The 13,188-nt window shown below is 68.0% G+C and carries 12 protein-coding genes; 11 read left to right on the plus strand and 1 reads right to left on the minus strand.

From position 1 onward, the window contains the following. Positions 1–38: 38 nt before the first annotated feature. From ychF to ACODTB_RS04230, 11 genes are all read left to right on the plus strand, one after another. Entirely contained in the window at positions 39–1,130 is a 1,092-nt protein-coding gene (gene ychF / locus ACODTB_RS04180; protein ID WP_291120729.1) for a redox-regulated ATPase YchF, read from the plus strand. Between the two features lie 207 nt (positions 1,131–1,337). Beyond that, a complete protein-coding gene (locus ACODTB_RS04185) occupies positions 1,338–2,189 on the plus strand; it encodes an ABC transporter ATP-binding protein (protein ID WP_291120731.1) in 852 nt (283 codons plus the stop codon). Positions 2,190–2,230: 41 nt separating this feature from the next. Continuing rightward, positions 2,231–3,265, plus strand: coding sequence for an ABC transporter substrate-binding protein (locus ACODTB_RS04190; RefSeq protein ID WP_291120733.1), 1,035 nt, complete (start codon positions 2,231–2,233; stop codon positions 3,263–3,265). Beyond that, on the plus strand, positions 3,262–4,107 hold the full coding sequence (locus ACODTB_RS04195) for an ABC transporter permease (RefSeq protein WP_291120735.1): 846 nt from the start codon (positions 3,262–3,264) through the stop codon (positions 4,105–4,107). The genes ACODTB_RS04190 and ACODTB_RS04195 overlap by 4 nt, the downstream gene beginning before the upstream one ends. A 4-nt stretch (positions 4,108–4,111) precedes the next feature. Next, entirely contained in the window at positions 4,112–5,569 is a 1,458-nt protein-coding gene (locus tag ACODTB_RS04200; RefSeq protein ID WP_291120737.1) for an NAD-dependent succinate-semialdehyde dehydrogenase, read from the plus strand. A 43-nt stretch (positions 5,570–5,612) separates the two neighbouring features. After that, entirely contained in the window at positions 5,613–7,028 is a 1,416-nt protein-coding gene (locus ACODTB_RS04205; RefSeq protein ID WP_291120739.1) for a Rieske 2Fe-2S domain-containing protein, read from the plus strand. Positions 7,029–7,051: 23 nt separating this feature from the next. After that, the gene (locus ACODTB_RS04210; protein WP_291120741.1) at positions 7,052–8,002 is read left to right on the plus strand and encodes a PDR/VanB family oxidoreductase; all 951 of its coding nucleotides are present in this window, start codon (positions 7,052–7,054) and stop codon (positions 8,000–8,002) included. Positions 8,003–8,046: 44 nt separating this feature from the next. Next, positions 8,047–8,832 carry a GntR family transcriptional regulator gene (locus tag ACODTB_RS04215; RefSeq protein ID WP_488929117.1) on the plus strand — a complete coding sequence of 262 codons (786 nt, stop codon included), beginning with the start codon at positions 8,047–8,049 and terminating at the stop codon, positions 8,830–8,832. Between the two features lie 43 nt (positions 8,833–8,875). Then, a complete protein-coding gene (locus ACODTB_RS04220) occupies positions 8,876–10,333 on the plus strand; it encodes a sulfatase family protein (protein WP_291120744.1) in 1,458 nt (485 codons plus the stop codon). Positions 10,334–10,350: 17 nt separating this feature from the next. Further along, on the plus strand, positions 10,351–11,991 hold the full coding sequence (locus ACODTB_RS04225; RefSeq protein ID WP_291120746.1) for a GMC family oxidoreductase: 1,641 nt from the start codon (positions 10,351–10,353) through the stop codon (positions 11,989–11,991). A gap of 4 nt (positions 11,992–11,995) precedes the next feature. Beyond that, on the plus strand, positions 11,996–12,799 hold the full coding sequence (locus ACODTB_RS04230) for a TSUP family transporter (protein WP_291120748.1): 804 nt from the start codon (positions 11,996–11,998) through the stop codon (positions 12,797–12,799). Between the two features lie 11 nt (positions 12,800–12,810). Here the strand turns inward: ACODTB_RS04230 and ACODTB_RS04235 are convergent, their stop codons facing one another. Further along, positions 12,811–13,071, minus strand: coding sequence for a hypothetical protein (locus ACODTB_RS04235; protein WP_291120750.1), 261 nt, complete (start codon positions 13,069–13,071; stop codon positions 12,811–12,813). Between the last annotated feature and the right edge of the window lie 117 nt (positions 13,072–13,188).

Below are 13,188 nucleotides of genomic sequence, written 5' to 3' on the forward strand. Positions count from 1 at the left end.
TGCACAGCGCCACAGGGGTTGATTCATAAGGAATTTCCATGAGCCTCCAATGCGGCATCGTGGGCCTGCCCAACGTCGGCAAGTCCACCCTTTTCAACGCGCTGACCAAGGCCGGCATCGCGGCCGAGAACTACCCCTTCTGCACCATCGAGCCCAACACCGGTGTGGTGGAGGTGCCCGACCCGCGCCTGCAGCAGCTCGCCGAGATCGTCAAGCCCGAGCGCATCGTGCCGGCCATCGTGGAGTTCGTGGACATCGCCGGCCTCGTGGCGGGTGCAAGCACCGGTGAAGGCCTGGGCAACAAGTTCCTCGCGCACATCCGCGAGACCGACGCCATCGTCAATGTGGTGCGCTGCTTCGAAGACCCGAACGTGATCCACGTCGCCAACAAGGTCGACCCGATCGCCGACATCGAGGTCATCCAGACCGAGCTCTGCCTGGCCGATCTGGCCGCGGTGGAAAAGGCCCTGCACCGCGTGAGCAAGACCGCGCGCTCGGGCGACAAGGAGTCGATCAAGCAGGTCGCCATCCTCGAGAAGTGCCAGGCCGCGCTCAACGACACCCAGCCGGTGCGCACCATCGACTTCAGCAAGGAAGAGCAGGCGCAGCTCAAGCAGTTCTTCCTGATCACCGCCAAGCCGGCGATGTTCGTGGCCAACGTGTCGGAAGACGGCTTCGAGAACAACCCGCTGCTCGACCGCCTCAAGGAGTTTGCGCAGAAGCAGAACGCGCCCGTGGTCGCCATCTGCGCCAAGATCGAAGCCGAACTCTCCGAGATGGACGACGCCGACCGCCTCGAATTCCTCAAGGAACTGGGGCAGGAGGAACCGGGCCTGAACCGCCTGATCCGCGCGGCCTACCAGCTGCTCGGTTTGCAGACCTACTTCACCGCCGGTGTGAAAGAGGTGCGCGCCTGGACCATCCACGTGGGCGACACCGGCCCGCAGGCCGCTGGCGTGATCCACACCGACTTCGAGAAGGGCTACATCCGCGCCCAGACCATCGGCTTCGACGACTACATCGCCTTCAAGGGCGAGCAGGGCGCGAAGGACGCGGGCAAGATGCGCGCCGAAGGCAAGGACTACGTCGTCAAGGACGGCGACGTGATGAACTTCCTGTTCAGCAGCTGAAGCGACGGCTCACACCGAAGAACACCCACCCGGCGCAAGCCCGGTGGGTTTTTTGTTGTCGCCAGCGGTCCTGAAAATGCGAGTCCTACAGCCCACCCGCGCCACCGGGCTATAGGACCTGGGGAATCCCCGATCCGAGTCATGTTGAGCTCTAGTCCTTCATAGGACTACAGTGCCTCAACCCCTGACGAGACGGAGACAAACCCCATGACAGCCCGAGTTGAAATCCTCGCATCCGCGCAGCGGGCGCTGCCCAAAATCGCCTTTCGCGGTGCCAGCAAGATCTATGGTGGCAGCGGCCGCGCCCGCAACCAGACCCTGGCCCTGGACAGCCTGGACCTGGACATCGCCCCGGCCGAAATCGTGACCGTGCTCGGCCCCACGGGCTGCGGCAAATCGTCCACGCTGAACATGATCGCCGGCTTCGAGCAGCCCAGCACGGGCACGCTGACGCTGGACGGCCAGCGGATCGAAGGCCCCGGGCCGGACCGGGCCGTCGTGTTCCAGCAGCCCTCGCTCTTCCCCTGGCTCAACGTGTTCGACAACGTGACCCTGGGCGTGAAGTGCCGGGGCGTGCCGCGCGAGACCTATTCGGCGCGGGCGATGCACCTGCTGCGCGAGGTTGGCCTGACCGGCTTCGAGCGCCACTACCCCTACCAGCTCTCGGGTGGCATGCAGCAGCGTGTGCAGATCGCCCGCGCGCTGGTGTCCGAGCCCAAGGTGCTGTTGCTGGACGAGCCCTTCGGGGCGCTGGACTACCAGACCCGGATTCAGATGCAGGAATTGCTGCTGCGCCTGTGGCAGGAGTACCGCCCGACGATCTTTTTCATCACCCACGACGTCAGCGAAGCCATCTTCGTCGCCGACCGCGTGCTGGTGATGACGCGCCGCCCCGGCCGCGTGAAGCTGTCGGTGCGCGTCGAAGCCGACAAGCCGCGCACCGCCGATTTCCTGAGCACGCCGTACTTCATCGACCTGCAGCGCGAGCTGCTGCACGCCGTGCAGGAGGAAGTCCAGGCCAGCAAGCAGACCGCGCCACCGCAGGCCATGGCTGCCTGAGCCTGCGTCGCACCGCCCCATCCACCCACGAGGAGACACCCATGAGGACTTTCATCCGACAGCTTTTGGCCGCCGCGGCCTGTGCCTTCGCGGCGGGCACGGCCCCCGCCCAGACACCCGCCGCTCCGCTGAAATTCAAATGGGGCCTGCCATCGGCCGACTACTACGCGGTCTATGTCGCCAAGGACCACGGTCTGTTCAAGGAAGCGGGGCTGGACCCTGAGTTCTTCTTCTTTGCCTCGGGCGCACCGCTGCTGGCTGGCCTCAAGAGCGACAGCCTTGACGTGATCACCACCGGCCTGGCCACGGTCTTCGCGCTCGGCCAGAACATCCCGCTCAAGATGCTCTATTGGGAGCTCGACCACGCGGCCGCCGAGGCCCTGGTGGTCGACCCCAAGGCCGGCATCCACAGCGCCGAAGACCTGCCCAAGGCCAAGGCCATCGGCGCGCCCTCGGGCACTTGCGCCCAGGTCTCGCTGGTGCTGATGGCCCGCAAGCTGGGCACCAAGATGAGCGACCTCAGCGTGGTCAACATCGCCCCGCCGCTCTACGGCAACGCGTTCGCCAGCGGGGCGATCCAGGCCGGCATCGCGTGGTCACCGTTCTCCCAGTCGCTCTCGCAGCAGGGCTACAAGGTCGCCGGCTGGGCCACCGACTACACCCCGCACGGCGGCGTCTGCCCGGGCATGACGGCGGCGCGCCCCGCGTTTCTGGAGAAGAACCCGGACGCGGGTCTGCGCCTGGTGCAAGTCAAGGCCAAGGCCATGGACATGATCGCGAAGAACCCCAACCTGGCGATCGACGCGCTGGTGAAGAACGTGGGCATCTCGCGCGAGGTGGCCAAGGCCGCCTACGAGCGCGAGTTCGCCCGCATCCCGAGTTTCGAGCAGCAGATCGACCCGAAGTCGCCGTTCTCCATGACCGCACCCGGCCAGGGGCTGGCGCTGAAGTTCCAGGTGGCCAGCGAAGCCCTGGCGGCGGCTGGCTCCATTCCCGCGCCGCTCTCGCCCAAGGTGATCGCCGATGCGATCGACCCCAGCCACCTGCAGCGCTACATGAGGGGTGAACGCAAATGAGTATCCGCAACGCCTCCGCCGAAACCGGCGTGGAACACGCCGCACGCCAGCGCCACACCGGTCTGATGAAGATGCCTCGCACCATGCCCCTGGTTGTCTATTCCATCGCCGCCGTGCTCGGCCTGCTGCTGCTGTGGACCGCCGTCACGGTCTCCGGCCTGGTCGGCCCGGGCTACCTCCCCACGCCGCAGGGCATGGCCACCGAGTTCGCCGCGCTGCTGCAGGACGGCTACAAGGGCAAGTCGCTGTGGGCCCACATCGAGGCCAGCCTGTTCCGCACCGTCGTCGGTTTCCTGATCGGTGTGGCGATCGGCATCCCGCTGGGCTTGCTCAGCGGCTACAGCAAGGTGGTCGGCGCGATGTTCTCGCCCATCATGGCCTTCGTGCGGCCCATCCCGCCGATCGCCTTCATTCCCATGGCCGTGCTGTACTTCGGCCTGGGCGAGACCGGCAAGATCGTGCTGATCCTGTTCACCGCCTTCAACTACGCGTTCGTCAACGCCCACGCCGGTGCCGCCGGTGTGCCGCTGGCCTACTTCCGCGCCGCGCAATCCATCGGCCTGAGCCGCTCGCAGACATTCTTCCGCGTCGTGCTGCCGGCCGCGGTGCCGCAGATCTTCACCGGCCTGAAGGTCGCCATGGCGCTGAGCTGGGCGGTGGTCGTGGCCGCCGAACTGGTGGGTGCGCAGGCCGGCCTCGGTTTCATGATCTCGGACGCGGCGCAGCTCTTCCGCATTCCGGTCGTCTTCATCGGTATCGCCCTCATCGGCGTGATCGGCCTGGTCCTCAACGCGCTGCTCACCGGCGCCGAAGACAAGCTCGTGCACTGGAAGGGACGCTGAAGCCATGAGCACCGTGCACTCCTACCTGTCTTCGCTCTCGCTGCACATCGCGGGCGAGTGGCGCGGCATCAGCGGCCGCGACACCCTGCCGGTCATCAACCCGGCCACCGGTGCCGAGCTCGGCCGTCTGCCCATGGCCACCGAGCGCGATATCGACGACGCTCTGGCCGCCGCGCAGGCTGCCTTCCCCGCGTGGTCGCAGGCCAGCGCATGGGAGCGCGATCGCATCCTCCAGCGCGCCGCGGTCCTGATCCACGAACGGCGCGATGCCATCGCGCACAGCCTCACGCTGGAGAATGGCAAGCCACTGGCGGACGCGCAGGGCGAGATCGACCGCGTGATCGAAACCATCACCTGGTGCGCCGAAGAAGGCAAGCGGGCCTACGGCCGCGTGCTGCCCCCGCGTTCGCACCGCCTGACGCAGACCACGCTCAAGCGCGCCATCGGGCCGGTGGCCGCCTTCGTGCCCTGGAACTTTCCCATGGTGCTGGCGGCGCGCAAGGTCGCCGCGGCGCTGGCCGCCGGTTGCACCGTGGTGCTCAAGCCCGCCGAAGAAACCCCGGCCAGCTGCATCGAACTCGTGCGCGCCTTCCTGGACGCGGGCTTGCCCCCGGGCGCGCTGAGCCTGCTGTTCGGCGTGCCGGCACAGGTCTCGCAGCGCCTGATCGCATCGCCCGTCATCCGCAAGATCTCGTTCACCGGTTCGGTTGCGGTCGGTCGGCTGCTCGCCACCCAGGCGGCCCAGCAACTCAAGCCGGCCACCATGGAGCTGGGTGGCCATGCCCCGGTCGTGGTGTTCGACGACGTCGATGTCGACAAGGTTGCCGCCGCCTGTGCCGCCTTCAAGTTCCGCAACGCGGGCCAGGTCTGCCTCTCGCCCAGCCGCTTCTACGTGCACGACAGCATCGCCGAGCGTTTCGCCCAGCGGCTCGCGGCGCACGCCCAGGCCTTGCAGGTCGGCGACGGCCTCACACCCGGCGTGCAGATGGGGCCTCTGAACAACGAGCGGCGCCTGCAGGCCGCGCAAGCCCTGGTGGACGATGCCCGCGCCGCCGGCGCCCGCGTGCTCACCGGTGGGCAGCGCATCGGCACCCAGGGCTTCTTCTTCCAGCCAACCGTGCTCACGCAATTGCCCGCCTCGGCCCGGTTGCTGAAGGAAGAGCCGTTCTGCCCGGTGGCACCTGTCATGTCCTTCGCCACGCTGGACGAGGTCATCGCCCTGGCCAACGACAGCGACATGGGCCTGGCCGCCTACGCCTTCACCAACCGGCTGGACCGCGCGGCGGAGTTCTCCGAGCGCGTCGAGGCCGGCTGGATCGGCATCAACAGCTTCACCCCCGCGCTGGCCGATGCCCCCATCGCCGGCATGAAGGACAGCGGCCTCGGCATGGAAGGCGGACCCGAAGGGCTGGATGCCTACCTGCACAGCCGCTTCGTCAGCCAGTCCAGCCTCGCGACCTGACGCCCCCCAAATTCACACGAACCGCATCCAGGAGACCCACGCCATGACCACCGACAACGTGCACCCGCTTCGCTTCTCGGGCTACAAGAACCGCGACATCCCGGGGCCGGACACCGAACTCACCAGCACCGACCCGGGCACGCCCATGGGCGAATACATGCGCCGCTTCTGGCAGCCCGTGTGCCTGTCCGAGGAACTCAAGGACCTGCCCAAGGCGATCCGCATCATGGGCGAGAACCTGGTGGCCTTCCGCTCCAAGCGCGGCGAGATCGGTGTCATGCACCGCCACTGCGCGCACCGCGGTGCGTCGCTGGAGTACGGCATCATCACCCACGACGGCATCCGCTGCTGCTACCACGGCTGGTCCTACCGCATCGACGGCACCCTCATCGAGGCGCCCTGCGAGCACGACGACACCCGCCTGAAACAGACGGTCTGCCAGGGTGCCTACCCGGCGTTCGAGCGCAACGGCCTGGTGTTCGCCTACATGGGCCCGCCCGACCAGCAGCCGCCGTTCCCCGAGTTCGACAGCTACACCTTTCCCGGCGACAACAAGCTGGTGGCGTTCTCGAACATCTACCCCTGCAACTGGCTGCAGGTGTACGAGAACATCATGGACCACATGCACACGGCCGTGCTGCACAACAAGATGGTCGCCGAAGGCGTGGACGACAGCACTGCCGCCGGGCTCTCGCTCGAAGGCTTTGGCGACATGCCCGTGATGCAGTGGGAAGCCACGCGCAGCGGCAACGGCTGCGTGTTCGTCGCCGGCCGGCGCCTGCCTGGCAACAAGGTGTGGCTGCGCATCACCGAGATGGTGTTCCCCAACTACCTGCAGATCGGCTCGCTGTTGCCCACCGCCGCGCGCGAGCGCCACGGCAACTCCGGTTGCACCCGCTGGAACGTGCCCATCGACGACCACCACATGATGATCCTCGGCTACCGCCACTTCAACAGCACGGTGGACCCCGACGGCATGGGCAGCGAGGCCGATTGCGGCGTCGACAAGATCGACTTCCTGGACGGGCAGACCGGCAACCGCAGCTACGAGGAAGGCCAGCGCGCTCCTGGCGACTGGGAGGCCATCGTCAGCCAGCGCAAGGTGGCCATCCACGGCTCGGAGCACCCGGGTTCGTCCGACGTCGGCGTGTACCTGTGCCGCCGCCTGCTGCGCGACCTCCTGCGTGGCAAGACCCAGCCCGACCCGCTGTACGAAGAGCTGGTGGCAAAGGGCCGCACCTTGCCCCTGTATTCGCAGGACAGCGTGCTCGACATCCCCGAGCTGCCGGCCGCCGAGGACCGCAAGCAGATCCTCGCTCTGGGCAAGAAGCTCATGGAGATCAACCGCGCTGCCGATGGCCAGGCCGATGCCGCTGCGCGCGATGCGTACATCCGCCGCGAGCTCGATCGCCTCGATGGCCGGGCCGTGGTGATCGAGAACACCCCCGAGACCGTCTGAGCACGGGCACACGGAAGACCACGATGAAACTGCGCGTCCGCTCTGTGACCTGGGAAGCCGAGGGCATCCTCTCGTTCGAACTCGTGCACCCCGAAGGCCTGCCGCTGCCGGTCTTCGAGGCCGGCGCGCACATCGACGTCCGCATCCCCGGCGGCCTGTCGCGCCGCTACTCGCTGTGCAACACGCCGGGCGAGCGCACGCACTACCGCATCGCGGTGCTGCGTGTGCCCGAAAGCCGGGGCGGCTCGCGGGCCATGCACGAGCGCGTGCATGCCGGCGATTTCATCGAGGCCTCCGAGCCGCGCAATTTCTTCCCGCTCGACGACAGCGCCGGCCACGCCCTGCTGCTGGCCGGGGGCATCGGCGTCACACCCTTGCTGGCCATGGTGGAGCGGCTGCAGGCCAGCGGTCGCCCGTTCGCCATGCACTACTGCACCACATCGCCCGAACGCACGGCCTTTGCCGGGCGCCTCCAGCCGCTGGCGGCGCAGGGCATCGTCACCCACCACCACGACCGGGGCGACCCGCGCAACGGCCTGGACATTGCCCGGCTGCTGCGCGACCCCGCGCCGGGCACCCACCTCTACTACTGCGGGCCGGCCGGCTTCATGAAAGCCGTGAAGGCCGCCTCGGCGCACTGGCCCGCCGGCACCGTGCACTTCGAGTACTTCGGTGCCGAACCGCAGGCCGCCCCCGTGAACGTGGGCGCCTGCGCCGACACCGTGCCGGTGCACCTGCTGCGCTCCGGACGCACCGTGCAAGTCTCGCCCGTGCAGACCCTGCTGCAGGCGCTGCGCGACGCCGGCGTGGAGTGCGAAAGCTCGTGCGAGGCCGGCGTGTGCGGCACCTGCCGGGTGGACTACAGCGAGGGCGAGCCCGAGCACAACGACCTGATCCTCAACGAGGAAGAGCGTGCCCGCAGCGTGTTGCTCTGTTGCGGGCGCGCTCGCACACCGCTGAGCCTGGATCTCTGACGAGCTCAGCCCATCACAACGACCCCGAAGGTGAGGAACCTGCCATGAACAACGCCGCCGTGAACGCCGCCCAGAACGTGTTCCAGGTGCTCCAGATGCCCGACCGCAGCGGCCGCCCGAAGTACCAGCGACTGGCCGACGTGCTGGTCGAAGCCATCCGCCAGGGCATCTGGCGCCCCGGCGACCGACTGCCACCGGAAGAGGAACTTACCCAGCTCACCCCCTTCAGCCTGGGCACGGTGCAGCGCGCGCTGCGCGATCTGTCGGAGCAAGGCCTGGTGGTGCGCCAGCACGGCCTGGGCAGCTTCGTCGCCGACCCACCGCGCGAACTGCAGGACCCCTGGCATTGCCGCTTCGTCAACGACGAGGGCGAGGTGCTGCCCATCTATTCGCAGGCCATCGCCCGTGTGAGCGTGTTCGAACGCGGCCCCTGGAGCACCTACCTTGGCCCGCAGGCCGACGTGATCCGCGTCGACCGCGTGATCATCGTCAACGACGAGTTCCGCATCTTCAGCCGCTTCTACGGCGACCGCAAGGTGCTCAAACGCCTGTGGGAAATGCCCATGGACGAACTCAACGGCGCCAACTTCAAGAAGGTCATCGTGCGGCAATGCCGCCTGCCGATCACCGAGGTGACGCACTTCGTGCGCATGCAGCCCTTCGATGACGAGGCCTGCATCCGCATGGGCCTGGCCGCGGGCACCAGCGGCATGTTCATGTACGCCGTGGCCTTTGCCGGCAAGGAGCGCTGCGTGTACTACCAGGAGTTCTCCGTCGCCCCCAACGCGCACTCGCTCAAGTTCCCGGAAACCACGGTGTCCTCGGTTTGACCGAGCACACCGCCCCCTCATTGACCACCCAATGGAAACACCCATGAAAACCTCTCCCAAGAACCTTCTGGTCATCATGTCCGACGAGCACTCGCCCAAGGCCCTGGGCTGTTACGGCAGCGAGATCGTGAAGACCCCGAACCTCGACGGGCTGGCCGCGCGCGGCACGCGTTTCTCGTCGGCCTACTGCGCCAGCCCCGTGTGCATCCCGGCGCGCGCGTCCTTTGCCGTGGGCAAGTACATCCACCAGATCGGCTACTGGGACAACGCCGACGCCTACGACGGGGCGATCCCCAGCTGGCACCACAAGCTGCGTGACCGGGGGCACGACGTGGTGTCCATCGGCAAGCTGCACTTCCGCACGCCCGAGGAAGACCATGGCTTCAGCTCCGAGGTGATCCCCATGCACATCATCGAGGGCAAGGGCGACCTCATGGGTCTGGTGCGCAGCGAGCTGCCGGTGCGCAAGGGCGCCTACAAGATGGCGCATTACGCCGGCCCCGGTGAGAGCCAGTACACCTTCTACGACCGCGAGATCACCGCCCGTGCCCAGGTCTGGCTGCGCGAAGCCGCGAAGCGCGAGGCCGACAAACCCTGGGTGCTGTTCGTCTCGCTCGTGGCGCCGCACTTTCCGCTCACCGCGCCGCCGGAGCACTACTACCCCTACTACAACCAGAACCTGCCCATGCCCAAGCTGTACGAGCAGCACGAACGGCCCACGCACCCCTACCTGGTGGACTACGCACGCAGCTTCAACTACGACGACTACTTCAGCCGCGACGCCGTCAAGCGCGCCATCGCCGGCTACTACGGCCTGTGCAGCTTCCTTGACGAAAACATCGGCAAGATCCTGCGCACGCTGGAAGACGCGGGCCTGGCTGACGACACGCGCGTGATGTACACCTCCGACCACGGCGACAACATGGGCGCGCGCGGCCTGTGGGGAAAGTCCACCATGTTCGAGGAAACCGCCGGCGTGCCGCTCATCATCGCGGGCGACGGCATTGCCCAAGGCCAGTCGGTGGCCACGCCGGTCAGCCACGTGGACGTGTACCCCTTCATCCTGGATGCCGTGGGCAACCAGGAAACGGCCCTGCGCGAAGGCTTCCCGGGCACCACCCTCTTCGACCTGGCCGATGGGGAAGTGCCCGACCGCAACGTGCTGGTGGAATACCACGGCATGGGCTCCACCACTGGCGCCCTCATGATCCGCCACGGTCGCTACAAGTACGTGCACTACATCGGCTACCCGGCCCAGCTGTTCGATCTGGAGACCGACCCGGAGGAACTCAGCGACCTCGCCGCGAACGCCAGGTACGCCAGCGTGCTCGACGAATGCCGCGAGCGTCTCTTGCGCATCTGCGACCCTGATGAGGTCGACCAGCGTGCGAAGCAGCGCCAGGCCGAACTGCTGGCGCAGAACGGGGGGCGTGAAGCGGTCATTGCCCGTGGCGACCTGGGCTTCACACCGGCACCCGGTGCCGTCATTGCCTTCGACTGAACCTCGCCGGACATGCCATGAACCAAGAAGACCACTATGACTACATCGTCGTCGGCGCCGGTTCGGCCGGTGCCGCGCTCGCCACGCGCCTGGCCGAGCGGCAGGCGGGCCGGGTGCTGCTTGTCGAAGCCGGCGCCTCGCGCGAACGCGACTTCTGGGTGCGAGCCCCCATCGGCATCGCCAAGGTGGTCGGTGACCCGCGCTACGTCTGGCAGTTCCGAACGCAGGAACAGCAGGCCCTGGTCGGCCAGTCGGTCTATTGGCCGCGCGGCCGCATGCTGGGGGGCAGCAGCGGGGTGAACGGCACGATCTACGTGCGCGGCGAAGCCGAGGAGTACGACCACTGGCGCGGCCAGGGCTGCGCTGGCTGGGGCTACCGCGAACTGCTGCCGTACTTCAAGCGCCTGGAAAACACCACGCTAGGCGACCCCGTGTGCCGGGGCCGCGAAGGCCCGGTGACCATCAGCTCGCTCGGGGCAATGCCCGACGCCTTGTCGGATGCCTTCCACGCCGCCTGCGTCTCGGCCGGCATCCCTGCCAACGAGGACTACAACGGCCGCCAGTACGAAGGCGTGGGTTACCTGCAGCTCAACACCCGCCACGGTCAGCGCTGCGACACCGCCACCGCCTACCTGCGCGGCCGCCCCGCCAGCAACCTGCGCGTGGCCACCGAGATCCAGGTCACGCGGGTGCTGTTCGAAGGCACGCGCGCCGTGGGCATCGAATACCTGCGCGAGGGCGTTCGCGGCATCGCGAAAGCCGCGCGCGAGGTCATCCTTTCGGCCGGCCCGATCAAGTCGCCGCAGTTGCTCGAGCTCTCGGGCATCGGCCAAGGCGAGCGCCTGCAGGCCATGGGCATCCCTGTCGTGAGCGACCTGCCGGGCGTCGGCGAAAACCTGATCGACCACGTGCAGACCCGCGTCACCTTCGAGGCCAACCGGCCGCTCGGCCTGAACCAGGTCGTGGGCCACCCGTGGCGGCAGACCCTGCTGGGTCTGCGCTACCTCACCACCCGCAAAGGCCTCATGGCCACGCCGGCCTTCACCATCCATGCGCTGGCGCGCACCGAGCGCGACCGCCGCCTGGGCCGCCAGCGGCCGAGCGTGAAGATCCAGCTCGCCCAGCTCAGCGGCAACACCCGCTTCGAGATGACCACCGGCGGCACGCCCGGCGCCATGCTCGACCCGTACCCCGGCTTCTCGATCGGCTGCTTCCAGCTGCGCCCGCAATCGCGCGGCCAGGTGCATCTGGCCAGCCCCGACGCCCTGGCCGATCCCCACATCGACCCGCGCTACCTCGCCGAACGCGAAGATCAGGAAGACGTGGTGGCCTCGGTGCGGCTGGCGCGCGAGGTCGCGGCGCAAGGCGCACTGGCCAGCTTCATCGTGCGCGAGACCCGGCCCAGCGCCCAGGCGCGCACCGACGAGGAACTGCTCGACTACGTCAAGCAGTCCGCCGCCACCTCGTTCCACCCGGTGGGCACCTGCCGCATGGGCGTCGACGACCTCGCCGTGGTCGATCCTCAGCTTCGCGTGCGAGGTGTGCAGGCGCTGCGGGTGATCGACTCGTCGATCATGCCGACCATGCCTGCGTCCAACACCAACGCGCCCTCGATCATGATCGGGGAAAAGGGCGCGGACCTCGTGCTGCAGCGCTGAACGCGTGGACACGCTTGCCGCACTCGCGGCCTCCCTCTGGCCCGGTCCCGCCTGGGTGCTGGGTCTGGCCGTCGCCATCTCGTTCGGCGCGGGCGTGGTGCGGGGCTTCTCGGGCTTCGGCTACTCGGCGCTCGTCGTGGCAGGCCTGTCGCCCTTCGTCCTGCCCGGTCCGCTGGTGGTCGCGGTGCTGATGCTGGAAGTGGTCGCCTCCGCGGGCAGCGTGCGCCAGGTGTTGCCCGACGTGCACCGCGGCTGGCATCGCTCGCTGCTGACGGGCAACCTGCTGTTCGTGCCGGTGGGGCTGGCCGGCCTGGCCTGGCTGGACCCGGCCGTGGTCCGCGTGCTGCTCAGCGCCCTGGTGCTCGTGGGCGCCACCAGTGTGCGCTTCACGCTGGGGCACCGGCTGGCGCCCACGCCTGGGCTGCGCCACCTTGCCGGCGTGAGTTCGGGCCTGCTCAACGGCTTCGCGGCTTCGGGTGGCATCGTGGCCGCGCTGCTCATGACCGCCAGCGGCCTGCATCCCCGGCTGCTGCGCGCCACCATGATCAGCGTGCTGCTCTGGATCAGCGCCTACGCCCTGGTGTGGAGCGGGCTTGCCGCCTGGGCGGGCGAGCCGTCGCTGCTGGGCGCGCAGGCCGTGGGCTGGGCCTTGCTGCTCTGGCCCACCATGGCGCTGGGCATGCGCATGGGCAGCCGCGCCTTCGTCCACGCCAGGGCGGACCGGCAGGCCATGCTCGTGCTCGACACGCTGATCGTGGTGGCCCTCGGCGCCCTGGTCACGGCCTGGGTGCGCTTGCCCGCGCCCTGAACGGCCGGGCCTCAGTCCGGCGGCAGCGCCCGGCCGCGCCAGTGGCGAACATTGAAGGGGAACACCGGGCGGTGGTCCTTCATCGCCAGGGCGGCGTCCGGCGTCGCACCCAGATCGCCCCACCCGCTGCCGTCGCCCCAGTGCCGGAAGCCGTGCTGGAGCACGCCGTGGCTTTCGCCGGGAATGCCCAGCGCCGTGGTCTCGTAGACGCCCTCCCGGGCGGGGTTGCCGTTGGTCTCGATCGTGAACCAGGAAGAGAACTCAGTGGACATGGCACAACCTTTATCAAACAGGTAGGGGCCACCTTAAGACAGAACAGTGCCTGTGGACTGTTCGCTGGGAGACACTCGTTATACTGCGCGGGTTGTACTACCAAAGTACGACCGGAA

The organism is Hydrogenophaga sp. FG152, from assembly GCF_057809615.1.

Coding starts and splice junctions, on each gene's coding strand:
- ychF (WP_291120729.1), top strand. CDS start 39: ATGAGCCTCCAATGCGGCATCGTGGGCCTGCCCAACGTCGGCAAGTCC.
- ACODTB_RS04185 (WP_291120731.1), top strand. CDS start 1,338: ATGACAGCCCGAGTTGAAATCCTCGCATCCGCGCAGCGGGCGCTGCCC.
- ACODTB_RS04190 (WP_291120733.1), top strand. CDS start 2,231: ATGAGGACTTTCATCCGACAGCTTTTGGCCGCCGCGGCCTGTGCCTTC.
- ACODTB_RS04195 (WP_291120735.1), top strand. CDS start 3,262: ATGAGTATCCGCAACGCCTCCGCCGAAACCGGCGTGGAACACGCCGCA.
- ACODTB_RS04200 (WP_291120737.1), top strand. CDS start 4,112: ATGAGCACCGTGCACTCCTACCTGTCTTCGCTCTCGCTGCACATCGCG.
- ACODTB_RS04205 (WP_291120739.1), top strand. CDS start 5,613: ATGACCACCGACAACGTGCACCCGCTTCGCTTCTCGGGCTACAAGAAC.
- ACODTB_RS04210 (WP_291120741.1), top strand. CDS start 7,052: ATGAAACTGCGCGTCCGCTCTGTGACCTGGGAAGCCGAGGGCATCCTC.
- ACODTB_RS04215 (WP_488929117.1), top strand. CDS start 8,047: ATGAACAACGCCGCCGTGAACGCCGCCCAGAACGTGTTCCAGGTGCTC.
- ACODTB_RS04220 (WP_291120744.1), top strand. CDS start 8,876: ATGAAAACCTCTCCCAAGAACCTTCTGGTCATCATGTCCGACGAGCAC.
- ACODTB_RS04225 (WP_291120746.1), top strand. CDS start 10,351: ATGAACCAAGAAGACCACTATGACTACATCGTCGTCGGCGCCGGTTCG.
- ACODTB_RS04235 (WP_291120750.1), bottom strand. CDS start 13,071: ATGTCCACTGAGTTCTCTTCCTGGTTCACGATCGAGACCAACGGCAAC.